The sequence below is a fragment of the Paenibacillus vortex V453 genome (assembly GCF_000193415.1).
GTDB lineage: Bacteria > Bacillota > Bacilli > Paenibacillales > Paenibacillaceae > Paenibacillus_AQ > Paenibacillus_AQ glucanolyticus.
In genome coordinates this window covers 290,499-306,886 of record NZ_ADHJ01000037.1, presented here as the reverse complement: position 1 = coordinate 306,886, position 16,388 = coordinate 290,499, and the positions used below count along the sequence as shown (strand labels likewise).

The 16,388-nt window shown below is 48.1% G+C and carries 15 protein-coding genes and 2 pseudogenes; 16 read left to right on the top strand and 1 reads right to left on the bottom strand.

Features of this window, described 5'->3' with window-relative positions:
• The first annotated feature begins 42 nt into the window (after positions 1-42).
• The 7 genes and pseudogenes from PVOR_RS19205 to PVOR_RS19180 all read left to right on the top strand — a co-directional run bounded on the left by PVOR_RS19205 (position 43) and on the right by PVOR_RS19180 (position 7,000).
• Positions 43-891, top strand: a complete 849-nt coding sequence (locus PVOR_RS19205; RefSeq protein WP_036642300.1) for a DegV family protein — start codon at positions 43-45, stop codon at positions 889-891.
• A gap of 125 nt (positions 892-1,016) precedes the next feature.
• The gene (locus tag PVOR_RS31075; RefSeq protein WP_162158346.1) at positions 1,017-1,166 is read left to right on the top strand and encodes a hypothetical protein; all 150 of its coding nucleotides are present in this window, start codon (positions 1,017-1,019) and stop codon (positions 1,164-1,166) included.
• Between the two features lie 152 nt (positions 1,167-1,318).
• Positions 1,319-2,647: a beta-N-acetylhexosaminidase gene (gene nagZ / locus PVOR_RS19200; protein ID WP_006211108.1), complete on the top strand. Its 1,329-nt coding sequence runs from the start codon at positions 1,319-1,321 to the stop codon at positions 2,645-2,647.
• A gap of 227 nt (positions 2,648-2,874) precedes the next feature.
• Positions 2,875-3,852: pseudogene (gene rpoD, locus PVOR_RS19195) on the top strand (RNA polymerase sigma factor RpoD); the annotation flags it as partial.
• Positions 3,853-4,052: 200 nt separating this feature from the next.
• On the top strand, positions 4,053-5,075 hold the full coding sequence (locus PVOR_RS19190; RefSeq protein ID WP_006211106.1) for a UDP-N-acetylmuramate dehydrogenase: 1,023 nt from the start codon (positions 4,053-4,055) through the stop codon (positions 5,073-5,075).
• A gap of 127 nt (positions 5,076-5,202) precedes the next feature.
• Complete coding sequence (locus tag PVOR_RS19185; protein ID WP_006211105.1) at positions 5,203-6,132, top strand: manganese-dependent inorganic pyrophosphatase; 930 nt, start codon at positions 5,203-5,205, stop codon at positions 6,130-6,132.
• Between the two features lie 352 nt (positions 6,133-6,484).
• Positions 6,485-7,000, top strand: coding sequence for a hypothetical protein (locus PVOR_RS19180; RefSeq protein ID WP_006211104.1), 516 nt, complete (start codon positions 6,485-6,487; stop codon positions 6,998-7,000).
• 130 nt (positions 7,001-7,130) lie between these two features.
• Here PVOR_RS19180 and PVOR_RS19175 read toward each other — a convergent pair whose 3' ends face one another.
• Positions 7,131-7,859 (bottom strand): hypothetical protein, encoded by a 729-nt coding sequence (locus tag PVOR_RS19175; RefSeq protein WP_006211103.1) that lies wholly within the window; start codon positions 7,857-7,859, stop codon positions 7,131-7,133.
• 281 nt (positions 7,860-8,140) lie between these two features.
• On the opposite strand from PVOR_RS19175, the gene PVOR_RS19170 reads away from it, so the two are divergent.
• The 9 genes and pseudogenes from PVOR_RS19170 (at position 8,141) to PVOR_RS19135 (ending at position 16,386) form a co-directional block, all read left to right on the top strand.
• Positions 8,141-8,908 (top strand): amino acid ABC transporter substrate-binding protein, encoded by a 768-nt coding sequence (locus tag PVOR_RS19170; RefSeq protein WP_006211102.1) that lies wholly within the window; start codon positions 8,141-8,143, stop codon positions 8,906-8,908.
• A gap of 156 nt (positions 8,909-9,064) precedes the next feature.
• Positions 9,065-9,726, top strand: a pseudogene (locus PVOR_RS19165) (amino acid ABC transporter permease).
• 15 nt (positions 9,727-9,741) lie between these two features.
• The gene (locus PVOR_RS19160; protein ID WP_006211100.1) at positions 9,742-10,488 is read left to right on the top strand and encodes an amino acid ABC transporter ATP-binding protein; all 747 of its coding nucleotides are present in this window, start codon (positions 9,742-9,744) and stop codon (positions 10,486-10,488) included.
• 198 nt (positions 10,489-10,686) lie between these two features.
• Positions 10,687-12,180, top strand: a complete 1,494-nt coding sequence (locus PVOR_RS19155; RefSeq protein WP_006211099.1) for an alpha-N-arabinofuranosidase — start codon at positions 10,687-10,689, stop codon at positions 12,178-12,180.
• Between the two features lie 8 nt (positions 12,181-12,188).
• Complete coding sequence (locus tag PVOR_RS29790; protein ID WP_083811711.1) at positions 12,189-12,467, top strand: DUF6171 family protein; 279 nt, start codon at positions 12,189-12,191, stop codon at positions 12,465-12,467.
• Between the two features lie 154 nt (positions 12,468-12,621).
• On the top strand, positions 12,622-13,863 hold the full coding sequence (locus PVOR_RS19150) for an MFS transporter (RefSeq protein ID WP_006211098.1): 1,242 nt from the start codon (positions 12,622-12,624) through the stop codon (positions 13,861-13,863).
• Positions 13,864-14,137: 274 nt separating this feature from the next.
• Complete coding sequence (locus PVOR_RS19145; RefSeq protein WP_006211097.1) at positions 14,138-14,992, top strand: PHP domain-containing protein; 855 nt, start codon at positions 14,138-14,140, stop codon at positions 14,990-14,992.
• Positions 14,992-15,627: a DapH/DapD/GlmU-related protein gene (locus tag PVOR_RS19140; protein ID WP_006211096.1), complete on the top strand. Its 636-nt coding sequence runs from the start codon at positions 14,992-14,994 to the stop codon at positions 15,625-15,627. Before PVOR_RS19145 ends, PVOR_RS19140 begins: the two co-directional genes overlap by 1 nt.
• 39 nt (positions 15,628-15,666) lie before the next feature.
• Positions 15,667-16,386, top strand: coding sequence for a GntR family transcriptional regulator (locus PVOR_RS19135; RefSeq protein ID WP_006211095.1), 720 nt, complete (start codon positions 15,667-15,669; stop codon positions 16,384-16,386).
• Positions 16,387-16,388: the final 2 nt, after the last annotated feature.

Genomic DNA, 16,388 nt, shown 5'->3' with positions numbered 1-16,388 from the left:
TTCCTACTTTTTACTACATGAAAGCGAGACGTGAACACTATAATGAGATCCATAGCATGGGTGACCGACAGCACGAGCACAATCGATCCTGCATTCGCCAAAGACAATCATATTTATATTGTGCCTTTGAGGTTGATTCTTGGACAGGATGCATACCGTGAAGGTATAGACATTTCGGCTGAAGCCTTTTATGAGAAGATGAAGGATGAACCGAAAGTCAGCAGCTCGCAACCTCCTATCGGAGAATTCATAGAATTATATGAAGCTCTGAAAGTAAAGTACGATGATATTATTGCAATTCACTGTTCATCCGAGCTCAGCGGAACGTTGAATTCATCGATGCAGGCGGCAGAGATTGCTGAGGTCCCCGTGATTGGCATTGATTCTCAAGCGGGAGCGTATCCGGTACGTGAAATGATTATATCCGGGATTCACTGGCATCGTCAGGGTGATACCGTGCAAGTCATAAAAGAGAAAATCCAGTCCATGGTGCAGAACATGTCCTTCTACCTCATTCCCGCAAGCCTGCATCGGCTTCATAGCAGTGGTCGGGTGTCCGGGACACAGCTGCTTCTGAGCAATCTGCTCCGCATTCATCTGCTGCTGCGTTTTGATGAGGGCAAAGTCATTGTGGAAGAGAAGATTCGGACCTTCAAGAAAGCCAAGCAGAGAATGCTGGACCTCATGAAATTGGATATCGAGAAAATTAAGAAGGTGTGTATTATGCACGCAAACAACGTTACGGAGGCTGAAGAGATCCAAAATGAAATCAGCGGGGCGCATCCTGCCCTGAAGACCGAAATCATGACCTTTATTCCTGTTGCGGGTATCCACGCAGGTGAAGGCACGATTGCGATGGCGTGGATTAAGCATCACCCCGCCTATTCATAGTTACGCTAAAGATCCTGCCTGCAGATTTCGGTCTGCAGGCTTTTGTATCCGATTCGAATCGATGGTTGATGGTTGTATATGTATTAGGGAATCATAACACCGGAAAGGAATGAGGAGCAATGAAGGTGATCATCACGCAAGCTGAGGCCATGCAAAAGAATATATGGGATGAAATTATGCTGATGTTCGGGCGAACGGATGAGGATGAAGTGTGGGAGTCGGAGCAATTTATATTAACGGAAGAGCAAGCCCGCAAGCTGGGACTGCTCCGATAGGCAGTCGACGGGCCGCAGCCGATGCGGCTCTTTTCTTCTTCATGAGGCTAAACGCCTGTCTGTGATTCAGGCTAAGAGGAAATCATGTTAAGATGGAAGGACTCTGCTTATCGGAGCACGAATATAGGTTAGTGAGCATAAGGAAGGTGAAGATGTTGAAGCGTATCACAAAATGGATGTATTTCGGGATGCTGATGGTCATCTTGATGGTAGCTCTGGCAGGTTGTCAAGGCGGATCAGAGACGGGAGGCCCTGCGAACAACGGGCAAGGAGCTTCACCATCGGAGCAGGGACAGGAATCTCAGAACCTGCCACCGGATGAAGGGGATCCGTCATCTTCTCCAGAAGAAGACGAGGGAGGGAAGCCCCCCGCGAACGCTCCTCAGAATGCGGTAGACAAGCTGATGTCTACGATGACAGTGAAGGAGAAGATAGGCCAGCTGGTTCTTGTCGGGATCGAGGGGACCACCCCGGACGATACTTCACGTAAATTGCTGAAGGAATATCATGTGGGCGGGTTTATTTTTTTCAAGGATAATATCGAGAGCACCGAGCAGTCGGTACAGCTGTTGAATGATTTGAAAAAAGCGAATGCAGCCAATCCAGTGCCATTATGGCTCAGCATAGATGAAGAGGGCGGACGGGTTACCCGTTTCCCGGATGAATACGTGAAGCTGCCGTCGAGCGGCGAAGTGGGAAGCCGTCAAGATCTGGAATTAACCAAGAATGTGGGCGGTCTTATCGCGCGGAAGGTATCGGGACTTGGACTTAATATGGTATTTGCTCCGGTACTGGATATTGACAGCAATCCGAACAATCCGGTGATCGGCGATCGCTCTTTTGGAACAACAGCTGAGGAAGTTAGCTCGCAAGGGATAGCTTCCATGAAGGGTATTCAGGAGAAGGAAGTTGTGCCCGTTGTGAAGCATTTCCCTGGACACGGTGATACATCGGTTGATTCTCATCTCGGTTTGCCTGTCGTTGAGCATAATCTGAAACGTCTGCATGAGCTGGAGCTGGTTCCGTTTCAACAAGCGATTGATGATGGAGCTGATGTTGTGATGGTTGCCCATCTGCTGATGAAGAGCATTGATCCTGATACGCCGTCCTCTTACTCCAAGCCGGTCATAACCGATTTGCTGAGAGAAGAGATGGGGTTTGATGGCGTGGTCATAACGGACGATATGACGATGGGGGCCGTTTCCGGTAATACGGACGTAGGAGAGGCTTCCGTACAGTCCATTCTTGCGGGAAGCAACATCGTTCTGATCGGTCATGAGTATGCGCAGGAGGAAGCCGTCATCCAAGCACTGACCGAAGCGGTTGACAGCGGTGTGATATCTGAGGAACTGCTGAACGACCGGGTAAGGACAACGCTCGAATTGAAGGATAAGTATCGGTTAAGTGACGAGCCGGTCAAGGTTCCGGATGTAAAACAGCTGAATGCAGATACGAAAGCAGTAATAGATCAGATGAAGTAAACGTAGCATATGTAAAGAATAAGGAGTTACCCTTCTTAAGGGACGGAACACCCTTGGCAGCCATCATCTGCTGCAGGAAATAAACAAACCCGATCTCGTAATGAGATCGGGTGATCTGGACTAGAATATATTAGAAGTTGATATAGTGTAAGAAATATGCTAGAATGAAGGATAAATAACTATTGGCTTAATGTCATAATGATCTAATGCTAGATTAGCATGAAAATATGGGATTGTCAACAGGGGGGCATAAAATGGAGAACCGTCAGAATGCGGATTTTGCATTGGAACGTGAGGTTACGGATACAGAGAAAACGGCAAATTCTCCGGCAGAGGATTTTTCGGTTCACGACGATCTCTCACTTCCGCCAGGCATCAAGATTAGTGATCCGGTTCGCATGTACCTGAAAGAAATCGGTCGTGTTCCCCTCCTCTCAGCCGATGAAGAAGTGGAGCTGTCCAAACGAATAGAGGAGGGAGATGAAGAAGCAAAGCGCCGTCTGGCCGAAGCGAATCTTCGTCTCGTTGTAAGTATAGCAAGACGCTATGCTGGTCGGGGAATGCAGTTCCTTGATCTGATTCAAGAAGGTAATATGGGCCTGATCAAAGCCGTGGAGAAGTTTGACTATTCGAAGGGCTTTAAGTTCAGCACGTATGCCACTTGGTGGATACGTCAGGCGATTACCCGCTCCATCGCTGACCAAGCGAGAACCATCCGGATCCCTGTTCACATGGTTGAGACCATCAATAAGCTTGTTCGTGTGTCCAGGCAGCTCCTTCAGGAGCTTGGCCGTGAGCCAACACCGGAAGAAATCGGGAAAGAGATGGATATCACACCGGAAAAGGTACGCGAGATCCAGAAGGTATCACAAGAACCTGTATCGCTGGAAACGCCGGTCGGCGAGGAAAGCGACTCCAACCTGGGTGATTTCATTGAAGATCAGGATGCCTTGGCACCGGCAGATGCCGCAGCGTTTGAACTGCTGAAGGAGCAGCTGGAGGAAGTGCTGGATACCCTCACAGAACGTGAAGAGAATGTGCTTCGGCTGCGCTTTGGACTTGAGGATGGACGGACTCGCACGCTGGAGGAAGTCGGTCAGGTCTTCGGTGTTACGCGTGAACGCATTCGGCAGATCGAAGCGAAGGCGCTGCGCAAGCTTCGTCATCCAAGCCGCAGCAAACGGCTTAAGGATTTCCTTGAATAAATCCTAGGAATTGTAAAAGCTTATAATGAATCCCTTGGTTATGGTCTATAGGCTGTAATCAAGGGATTTTTTGCTATTTATTCCATGTGTCCCTTCAGATTGACACCACCCGAGCAGTTGCATCATAATGATGTAACATCCCCACATTTAGTAAGGATTATGGTGTTGAATGTGAACGAATAGGGAGTGACATGTCTACGATGACTTTACATACATCTGCAATTGACCGATTGTGCAAACGCAATGTGGAGCTGTCTGCTTTTTCAACGTACGGGATCGGCGGCTCAGCCCATTATTTAGCTATGCCTGAAACCGCCAATGACCTGGCGGAACTGCTGCAGGAATGCAACAAACGCGGGATGCCATGGTACATTTTCGGGATGGGCTCGAATATTCTGTTTCCAGATGAACCGAAGCACGACCTGGTGTTTATATCGCTTAAAAACCTGGTGGATCTGAGGGTATCCGAAGGAAAATGGCACGTTTCATCCGGAACGCCGATGTCTTTGCTCTCTCTGATGGGATTGTTGGGCGGGACGGACCTTCTCGACTTTACCTTTTTGCTGCCAGGCTGCGTCGGGGCCGGCATCTATATGAATGCCAAATATAACGCACGCCAAATCTGTGATATTCTGGATACCGTTTATTATATCGATACAACGGATCCAAGCTTGAGCGTACAGTCCATTCCCGTATCGGAATGTTTGTTTGCCTACAAACAATCCATATTCCAGCAGCGTCCCTGGATTGTTGTAGGGGCCGATCTTAACATTCCGGTCAGCTCGGAAGAGCAGATCAACACGACTTCCGTGCTGCTCACGGATTGGAAGACTCGCGGGAGTCACCCATCCTCATTGCCATCTTTCTTCTCGTTCTTCCTGGGCGAGGTTCATGCGCTGGCAGGCAAGGGGATTCAGACGCCGCAGTCGATGCTCGACATCATCAAGTACCGGACGAGTAAACGCCATTTCGACTACCCATCCTGCGGTTCTGTGTTTAAGAATAATTATGATTACGGGGTTGCGGTAGGCTCGCTCGTAGACCAGCTGAACTTGAAGGGGACGGAGTATGGCGGTGCCATCATCTCTCCGCACCACGGAAACATGATTCTGAACCAGAAGCATGCCAAAGCTACGGACATTCTGTATTTGATGAATCTGATATCAGAGTCTATCAACAATCAATTTGGATTCGTTCCGGAACCGGAGATTGTGCTGGTATAAACCCGGCGCAAAAATAATCTCTGTAAAGGAATTGGAATAAGTAGAATTTAACGCTATAATCAGATAGGTGATCATCTGTTTATTGGTATAAACGATGAAATTTCATGTTGCGAGAGGGGCATTCTATATGGCTAAAACATTAATTTTTGGACACAAAAATCCGGATACGGACACCATCTGCTCTGCTATTGCTTATGCTGATTTGAAAAACCAGCTGGGTCTTTCCGCTGAGCCTGTACGGCTTGGAGACGTAAATGGGGAAACGCAATACGCGCTCGATTACTTCAAGGTTGAAGCACCTCGTTTCGTTGAGGCTGTCGCGAATGAAGCAGACGAGGTTATTCTTGTTGACCATAATGAGCGTCAGCAAAGCGCCAACGATATAGATCAGGTTCGCGTGGTTGAGGTCATTGACCACCACCGTATCGCGAATTTTGAGACAAGCCATCCGCTGTACTATCGTGCCGAGCCTGTAGGCTGCACAGCTACCATCCTGAACAAGATTTACAAGGAAAAGGGTGTAACGGTTCGTAAGGAGATTGCTGGCCTGATGCTCTCTGCCATCATCTCGGACTCCTTATTGTTCAAATCCCCTACTTGCACGGATGAAGATATCGCTGCTGCCCGCGAGCTTGCTGAGATCGCTGGCGTGGATGCAGACAGCTACGGTCTGGACATGCTGAAGGCAGGCGCAGATCTGAGCGACAAAACGATCGCTCAATTGATTTCACTCGACGCCAAGGAATTCCAAATGGGCGGAGCTAAAGTTGAAATTGCACAGGTTAATGCGGTTGACACCAATGATGTATTGTCCCGTCAAGCCGAGCTCGAAGATGCCATTCAGGGCATTATCGCAGATAAAAATCTGGATCTGTTTGTGTTCGTAGTGACGGATATTTTGAACAACGATTCGATCGCTCTTGCCCTTGGCAAAGAGTCCAAAGCTGTTGAGAAAGCGTACAATGTGTCTCTGTCGGAGAACAAGGCGCTTCTTAAAGGCGTGGTGTCACGCAAATCGCAGATCGTTCCTGTTCTGACTGAGGCGTTTAATCAATAATTCAGATGATGTAAGCACAAGCCTGACCATCGCTGATTCATTCAGCGGGTCAGGCTTGTTTTGTCATTTTTTAGTGTTTACCGTTCAGGGCATTGTAGATTTAATCGCTGTTGTTGTGATAAGCGCTTACGAAGATTGAAATATTGTAATGAAATTACATCGAATTGACATCCTTTTTAGAGGTCGGATTCGTATAATGAAGATACAACCGAGAAGTACATAGTAAAGAGTTTCAAGTCCCAGTATTTGGTTTAAAAATAAATTAGAATGCTGTGAACGTTGTGAATATGCCGGGATAGACCCGATGGATTCAGTCCTATTCGACAGAAGCACGAGAGGGAGCGATGAGAAGATGAAGAAGTCGGCTTGGAGTTTGGGAGCGATGATGCTGCTTGTACTCATCATGATGACAACCGTTGGCGTAGCCTCGAGCAACAATTATGAGCCGGTTCCGAAAGCTTCGAATCAGGAAACTGCCTATATAAACGGGCTTGAGCTTAGAGACGGCAAGGTTTACCTGACGGTCGATCCGATCAAATGGTACGAGGGCGAGGAAGCGAATCAGATATTCCGCGAGCGTGAGCAGGATCCCGAGATGACAGAAGCTCCGGATGGATACTATATCGTAAACGATACGGAAGAGCAGATTGAGCTTGCGGTAGCCGATGATGCAGAAGTGCTGCTTCAGCTGTACGATCATACCGGGCGATATGAGGATGCGCAGATTTCCTGGAATCAGATGGTGAGTTTGAACAAGTTCACGGACATCTACCACAAGGACGACATCGTTGACATGAAATGGTTCCCGTTTCATATTACCGTTGAAGATGGTGTCGTTGTGAAGATCATACAACAATACGTGCCTTAAAACATATGGAACATATTAAGAAACAATGATAGAAGCTAACGAATAAAAGCCGCTCCACTGGTTAGGGATAACCGATGGAGCGGCTTTTGCGTTGCCCATTTTATAGGTGCCAGGCGTGAGCTTGTGAATCTTAGCGGGTATGTTTCATCGGTTGGAGTTTCCCGTTCACCACATCACTGACAAACGGAGCGATTTTGGATTTGCGCTCCTCATATTCTTCCTTTGTCATTTTGCCTTCCGACAGCTTCTGATCCAGGCGCTTTGTGATGGCTTGGACTTGTTGATCAATGACGGACTGGACAGGCACGTCCCTTTCCTTCGCAATCTGAGCCAGCGATTTTCCGGATTGGAGCGACTGCTTGAGTTCCTCCGGTGTTGTCTTCAGAAGCTTGGCAAGCTCCTCGCTATCCGAGATCAGTCTGCCATGACGTTGATGCATCCGCTGCTTCTGCCATCCGCCCTTGGCATCCAGCAGCTTATCTGCAGCCGCAGCGTAATCGACGGATTTGCCAAGCTGTTTCGGATGGGAGGCGATTTTTTCTTTTAGCAGCTCGATTACCTTGGCTTTGATCGCCTCCCGGGAAATACCTTGATCCTTGGCTATTTCCGCGAGCGAGGAGGTCTTGAGTTTATCGCGGAGAACCTGAGGCTCCAGCTTCAGAAACTCCGAGATTGCCTTAAACATATGACCGGGTTTATGTTGCCCGTTCTCGTCCCTGGAAGAGGGAACAGCTGGTGATTCGGTCTGCTGTCCGGCCGGTTCATCCGCAGAAACGGAGACAGGAAGATAAGCGAGGCCCATGACTACAGCGATGGTGAGAAACACCATTCGCTTCACAAACTTCAAATGGGTTGCCATTGTTGTTTACCGCCTTTCTTGGTGTGGGGTCTTACAGCCATCATTCTTTCCCGCTAAACTGAAATCATCCTTAAAATAACCTTAAAATGGGATGAAAATACATAAATTGAATTTTCACGCATCAAATTGACCATTCTATGAAACTATCGACTCTTCTCTGCTAATATGCTATCATGGAGTCTTGATAACGTGTTAAAGTGAAAAAGCAGTTTACATATGATGTGGATTTATATACATCCTGAATATGACTGCGTTTCATGCCAACGAGGAGGATTTTTTTGATGAAAAAGATAGCATCCGTATTAGCAGGATTTATGCTTCTATTAACCGTGGTTGGCTGCTCAAGCTCGTCAGGCGGGGGTAATGAGCTGGTTGTCGGGATTGACGACAAGTTCGCGCCGATGGGATTCCGCGATGAGAGCAATGAAATTGTCGGCTTTGATATTGATTATGCCCGTGCTGCCGCCGAGAAAATGGGCAAGGAAGTGAAATTCCAGCCCATTGACTGGAAAGCCAAGGAATCCGAGTTGAGCAGCGGCCGCATTGATTTGATATGGAATGGCTACACCATCACCGATGAGCGTAAGGAGAAAGTGCTGTTTACGAAGCCGTATCTGGAGAACAGTCAGGTTGTAGCAGTATTGTCCGATTCCGCTATTAGCTCAATCCAAGACTTGGCTGGCAAGCAGATTGGCTTGCAGTCGTTGTCTTCGGCAGCGGATGCATTAAGTGCCAATGAAATTCATGCTCAGGTGGAGAAAATCTCTGAATTCCCGGACAATGTGCTGGCTCTGAGCGACTTGAAGAATGGGCGCGTAGATGCCGTAGTCATTGACGAAGTGGTCATGAAATACTACATGTCCAAGGAAGAGGGAACATACAAGATCCTGGAGGAGTCCCTTGCCCCGGAACAATATGGGATCGGGGTTAAGAAAGGCAACGAAGAGCTGCTGGAAAGCCTGCAGAAAGCATTGGATGAGATGAACGCCGATGGCACGGCAGCTAAGATTTCCGAGAAATGGTTTGGCGAAGACAAGGTGCTGAAGTAAGTCAACCCATGAGGATGCGACCCATCCTTCCATAGGAATCCCATGAAACCGGACTTTGATCAAAGGCTCCGGTTTTGTGTTCCAATCAATCAGTTAACGATATCTTTGAAGAACTTCAAGGGTGAAGGAAGTTTTTCCAATAGGAGTTAGGGATATATGAGTATGGATTACATCGTTCAAATCAGCAAACCGATGCTGGAGGGTGCTCAGACTACGATATTATTGTTCTTTATTGCAATCATTGCATCCATCCCGCTCGGGTTTGTATTCACGTTAATGGTCAGAAGTGCCATCAAGCCGCTGGCTTGGCTTGCCAATACGTACATCTATGTGTTTCGGGGAACGCCGCTGCTGCTCCAAATGCTGTTTTTCTGTTTTGGTCTGCCGGTGCTGCCGGTCATTGGAGAATATCTCGTGCTGGACCGATTTGTAGCGGCATGTCTGGCATTTGTATTAAACTATGCTGCGTATTTTGCGGAAATCTTCAGAGGGGGCCTTCTGGCGATCGACAAAGGACAGTATGAAGCGTCCAAGGTGCTGGGATTGAACAAATGGCAGACAACCACGAAGGTCATTCTGCCCCAGATGTTTCGCGTGGCACTTCCGGCAGTCTCCAACGAATCGATTACGCTGGTGAAGGATACGGCGCTGCTGTATGCAGTCGCTGTCCCGGAACTTTTACATTTTGCCTATACTGCTGTCAATCGTGATTTTACGATTATGCCGTTTTTTATTTGCGGGTGTCATTTATCTGCTGATGACGCTGGTGCTGACGTTGTTCTTTAAATTTACTGGAACGACGATTTAAATACGAATAGAAGGACTGTCGTGTTATGGCCATTATTGAAGTATCCCATATGAAAAAATCCTTCGGCCATCTGGATGTGCTGAAGGACGTCAGCTTTGAAATTCAAAAGAATGAAGTGATTGCCGTCATCGGTCCGTCCGGTTCAGGAAAGAGCACCATGCTCCGCAGCCTGGTGCATCTGGAGGAGATCAACGGGGGATCCATCAAGGTACAGGATCAATACCTTGTGAAGGATGGCGTGTATTCCAATCACTCGCAGATCAAAGCCATCACTTCCCGCATGGGGATGGTATTCCAGCATTTCAACCTGTTTCCTCATCTTACCGTACAGGAGAACCTGGGACTTGCACCTAAACATGTCAAGAAGTTAACCAAGGAAGAAGTCAGGTCCAATAGCGCTGTGCTTCTGCAAAAGGTCGGTTTATCCGAAAAAGCAGAGGTATATCCCGGGAATCTGTCGGGGGGACAGAAGCAGCGTGTTGCGATTGCGAGAGCCCTGATGATGAATCCGGACATTATGCTGTTTGATGAACCGACGTCAGCACTGGACCCGGAATTGACGGGTGAGGTCCTTGCGGTCATTAAGCAATTGGCCGAGGAACATATGACGATGGTGATTGTGACCCATGAGATGAGTTTCGCCAAGGAAGTAGCCGACCGGATCATCTTTATGGACAACGGACAGGTCATGGAGTCCGGAAGCCCGGATCAACTATTTCATCAACCGAAGATGGACCGTACCCGGGAATTCTTAAACCGGGCGATGCGCTAATGATAGACTGGCTTGAAGCTGAATCGGAAGATCGGCTTACTGCCGGTCTTTTTTTTCTGCGAAAAAGTTAAATTTTTTAGTGAAAGCGTTTAATTTATTGGTTGACGGAATCGGATTTGATCGATATCATTGTTTTAGAGATTGTTAAATTGTTTCATATAAATATCTATAAAACAACAGCGAGGAGCGGGTTAATCCATGAGTCATGTCATTACCATTCATTCAGATTTGTCAAAAGGTAAGATCAATCGCAATATTTATGGTCATTTTTCCGAGCATTTGGGTCGCTGCATCTATGAAGGGATATGGGTTGGGGAAGATTCACCGATTCCAAATACGGAAGGGATCCGCAATGATGTCCTGGAGGCGCTGAAACAGTTGAATATTCCGGTGCTGCGCTGGCCGGGCGGTTGTTTTGCGGACGAATATCACTGGAAGGATGGCGTTGGTCCGAGCGAGAACCGCAAGCAAATGGTTAACACGCACTGGGGCGGCGTTGTGGAGAACAATCACTTCGGCACGCACGAATTCCTGCGTCTCTGCGAGCTTTTGGATTGCGAGCCATACATATCGGGCAATGTCGGAAGCGGTACGGTACAGGAGATGTCGGAATGGGTGGAATATATGACTTTCGACGGCGTGTCGCCCATGGCGGCATGGCGTCAGGAGAATGGCCGTGAGAAGCCTTGGAACGTGAAGTATTTTGGCGTGGGGAACGAGAATTGGGGCTGTGGCGGCAATATGCGGCCGGAATATTATGCGGATCTGTATAGACGCTATCAGACCTATGTACGGAACTATGGCGATAACAAAATCTATAAGATTGCTTGTGGTCCGAATGTAGACGATTATCGCTGGATGGAAACCGTGATGAGGGAAGCACATCCCTTCATGGATGCCATCAGCCTTCATTATTACACCGTACCTGGCGAATTCTGGACAAGTAAAGGCGCTGCTACCGGCTTCAGCGAACAGGAATGGTTCACTACCATGAAGAAGGCACTTCACATGGATGAGCTGATCACAAGACACTCCGCCATTATGGACCAGTATGATCCGAACAAGCGCATTGGCCTGATCGTGGATGAGTGGGGGACCTGGTTTGATGTTGAACCGGGCACCAATCCGGGGTTTCTGTATCAACAGAATACCATTCGCGATGCTTTGGTGGCCGGTCTAACGCTGAATATCTTCCATGAGCATAATGACCGGGTCGTGATGGCGAACATTGCGCAGATCGTTAATGTGCTTCAGTCCGTCATCCTGACGGAAGGTGAGAAGATGCTCCTTACTCCGACCTATCATGTGTTTGATATGTATAAAGTGCATCAGGATGCCGAACGCCTTGCCACCCACTACAGCGGAGCCGATTATGAGATGGACGGCGAGAAGATTCCGCAAGTATCGGTGACAGCCTCTAGAGATCAAGCTGGTAAAATTCATGTAAGCTTGTGCAATGTGAGCCATGTGGAGCAGAGTGATGTGAGCATTCAACTTCGGGGTTTAAGCGGAGCGGTGTCCGGAATCACAGGACAGCAGCTTGCTTCCGGCTCGCTGGACGCTCATAACACCTTTGAATCACCGGATGTACTCAAGCCGACACCATTCGAAACATTTGAACTGCAAGGGGACGTGTTATATGCGAAGCTCCCGCCGATGTCCGTCACCGTTCTTGAGATTACGGCGGAATAAGCGAAGTTATGACAGAGCATCGGTGTAAAGGTTGTCATGACGATTACCGGATCAGCGATAAACAAATCGCACGCGTTCTATCCTCCCCGATGTTTGCATCGGACCGGTGCGTGCCGGATGAGGAGTATGAAACCCGTCTTCGTGCGTGCTTCTCTTGTCCAAAGCTGCAAGGGGACACGACGTGCACGCTGTGCGGCTGCATTGTGCAAATCACCGCCAAGCTGAAAGACAAGCGCTGCCCGTATCCAGGGCAAGATCGCTGGACGCTGTCCAATAGTGCTTCGTAGCGTCGCGTCATTATAGTCAAGCCTGCCTCTCATGTATGGGTCATGGGAGCAGGCTTTTTTAGTATGGGAGAACTTCAATCATCTTTACATAAACTTACAACCTATGTTATGACTAATAGAGAAAAGATCAGAACCATAGGGATAGGGTGTGAACATGAAAAGAGGGGGCTTTCTATACTACTGGACCGCGCATTCGAGCATTTCGCTGGCAGGCGTTGTCTATATCATGGTACTGACCACCTTTATGTATCAGGAATCCGGCTCGGCCTTTATTGCCGCGTTGTTCCCGCTGTTTAACGCAGTGGCACGGTTTGTCGCCAGCTTTACGGCTCCGCTTGTCATGGAGAAATTCGGCTTCTCCAAGCTTCTGGTAAGGCTTCAAGTCATGAAAGCTCTGTTGTTAACTGGATTGGTCATTGCATTCCCATACATATCATCTCAGGTTTCCATATTGTGTATGTTTATCTTGTTCATTGCTTTTACCGAAGGATGGGGAAACCCGCTCATCCAGTCCATGGTTCCGAGATTAGTTGCACCTGACCGATTGGTTAAGGCCAACAGCTCACTATCCGTGACCAGCCAATCCTTGCAGATTGCAGGTTATACCTTTACGGGCTTTCTAGTTGTACGGTTTGGACATATGCCGACTTTAATCATGAGCTGCGTACTCATCTGGGTATCCGTCTTGTCCCTTTGGATCGCAGCGCGCTCCATGAAGGCGAAGGAAACGGCTGCGGCTGGACGAGCAAAACCAAGCTGGGAAGTGATTCGTGAAGGCTGGTTCTACCTGTGGAGAAATCCTACATTAAGAATCGTCACGATCATGGATATGATTGAAGGGATTGCCGGAACCATATGGGTGGGAGCGATCACGCTGGTATATGTCAAGGAAGTGCTGCATCAAGGCGAAGCTTGGTGGGGATTTATTAACGCCAGTTATTATGTGGGCGCCATTGTGGGTGGGTTACTGATGCTGCTGCTGTCTTCCTTTATCCAGAAAAATCTGATTCCATGCATGGCTGTAGGTTCAGCGGTGTTCAGTTTGCTTACCCTGTGGTATGGTCTGAACAGTATCCCGATTGTGGCTTTGATCCTGTGCATTGCGATGGGACCAGCCTATCAGCTGAGGGATGTGGCGCAGCAAACGGCTTTCCAATCCAGTGTAGATCATGAGATGCTGCCGAAAGTATACGCTTCACGTGATATCCTGCTCTCTACGATCACGAGTTTATCAATTGCTGTTATTGGTCTAATAGCCGATACACTCGGCATTCGTATGGTGTATATTGTGGGTTCGATCTGTATTGCGATATCCGCAGGGTTGTCGTTCACGCTTCTGAGGTTGCAGAGGAATTCGGCTTTAGCGACAGAATCGAGCGGAAGCAACTTTTCATAAAATGTTATAAAAAGAGCCGTATCTGGATAAGGCCACTGAAAAAGTCGTAGTTTGACGGGGCAGTTAAATTCATGAAACAAAAGGCGACCTTCATTTCCCAGTAGTAGGGAATGAAGGTCGCCTTTTTGCTTCCCTGGTATATTTCGGTTGATGCAAGCTTGGTTTCTATACTTTTTACATAAATCATAAGCAATTTTACATGGGCATAACCCTTGCAACTTGGCATCAAGTTAGGATGACAACGAACCAGTTAACTCAGGGGAGGGAACACAGGATGAAAGTAGATTTGCATTGCCATACGAATATATCGGATGGCTCCTTATCTTTCGGCGAGATCGTCGCTTTAGCCAAGCAGGAAGGTGTCGGCTATTTGGCAATTACGAATCATGATACGACCAAGGGTTTGGGGGAAATGGTAGAAGCCGGCGTTAAAAGCGGAGTGGAGATCATTCCCGGAATGGAAATTTCGGCTTACGACTTTGAGAGAAATCGTAGAGTCCATATTCTGGGATACTATATCGAAGAGGGGCATCCTGCGCTGGAGGAGATCTGCGAGCCATTGCGGGAAATGCGCCATCAAGCCTCTCTTGTGATGACCAATCGGCTGATCGAAGCAGGCTACAAGATTACATGGGAGCAAATCGAGACTTATGCGAAAGACGGAACGGGTGTTTACAAACAGCATATTATGCATGCTCTGATCGACAATGGTTACACCGACAGCATCTATGGGGATTTGTACAAGGAGCTGTTCGCCCGCGGCGAGAACGGAAAGGCTCCAGGGATTGCCTTTGTCCCGATGAAATATGTTGATGCACGGACGGCGATCCGGGCGGTATTGGAGGCGGGCGGAATTCCGGTTCTTGCTCATCCCGGACAGTACCGCAATTTTGAATTTGTGCCCGAACTGGTAGAGAGCGGACTTGCAGGCATCGAGGTGTGGCATCCACTGCACGGGCCTAAAGATGTGGCGAGAGCGAAAGACTATGCAGCTGAATACGGGCTGATTATGACTGGCGGAACGGATTTTCACGGCTACTATGGCGAGAAGGAAATTGCGCTCGGCAGCATGAATCCGGTTATCAACAGCCTCAATGCCTTAAAAGCTAAAAAAGGAGTTGGCCTGTGATGCATCATATCCATTGTCCCCATGCCGGAACGAAGCTATCGACTGGGCTTCATATTCATGAGACAAGCGATGTCGTTAACAGTCATTTTGGAGAATGGACGTCTGTCGGGCCTTCCAATAAGATTTTCGAATCCAGTTTCGGGGATTACACATACACGATGGATGATGTTACGGTGAATTACGCCGAGATTGGCAAGTTCGGCAATATCGCGTCCCATGCCTGCATCAATCCGGTCCAGCACCCGATGGATCGGGTCACACAGCATCATATGACCTATCGTCGGAAAATGTATGATTTCTCGGATACCGATGATGAGGATTTCTTCGATTGGCGGCGTACGAACCAGGTCACGATTGGACATGACGTATGGATCGGGCACGGTGCAATCATTATGAAGGGGGTTCACATCGGAACGGGGGCGGTTGTCGGCTCCGGCTCCGTAGTTACGAAGGATGTACCTCCGTTTGCCATCGTGGTTGGCATTCCGGCCCGTATGATCCGAATGAGATTTGAGCCTGAGATTGTGGATCAATTATTACAGATTGCATGGTGGGATTGGCCGCGCAATGTTCTGGAGGAACGGTTCGCAGAATTCAACGATATTCAATCGTTTATCGTCAAGTATGGAGTGTAACACAAATTCAGAATATTAGTAATCAGGGAGGGTTCATCGATGTCGGAAGATCAGGAAATCGTCGATAAATTCATATTCGATATTCGTACCGGTATTTATGAGCCTGATGACAAGCTTCCATCCGAGAATGAGGTGGCGGATTTGTTTAAAATCCCGCGGATGACTGTCCGCAAAGCGTATACGACCTTGCATGAGCTTGGCTACATCTATTCGAAGCAAGGCAAAGGAAGTTATGTCCGAAACAGACAGCAGCAAATTCCGCTTGTTCTCTCGAATGTCAGTTTCAGCAAGAAAATGATAGAGCTTGGCTTCAGCTACCAATCAAGCAATATTTTTTGCGAACAGATTTCGCACAACAAGAAAATTTATCAGTTCCTTCAGGTCGGCGAGGAAATTCGGGTATTCCGTATCGGAAGACTTCGGCTGATTGATGGGCGGCCTATTGCATTTCATATTTCATATGTAGCGGAAAGCGTGTTCGATGATATCGCGGCCGAAGGCAGACAGATTACGTCGATGTTCGATTATTACAACAGCAAGGGCTATACCGATTACACATCGACAACTACTGAAATAAGCATCGCCTTTCCTTCGAAAAGCGAGCGCGAGTTGCTGGAATGCTCCAGCCTGATTCCTCTGTTGGTGCTGGAATCAGGCTGCGTGGATGAGCGAACTGGCAAAGTGCTGGAGCATACGCGAGTTTTGTATAGAAGCGACTATTTTACTTATATCATAAAACCGTCCCATGAGGAGGAATGATG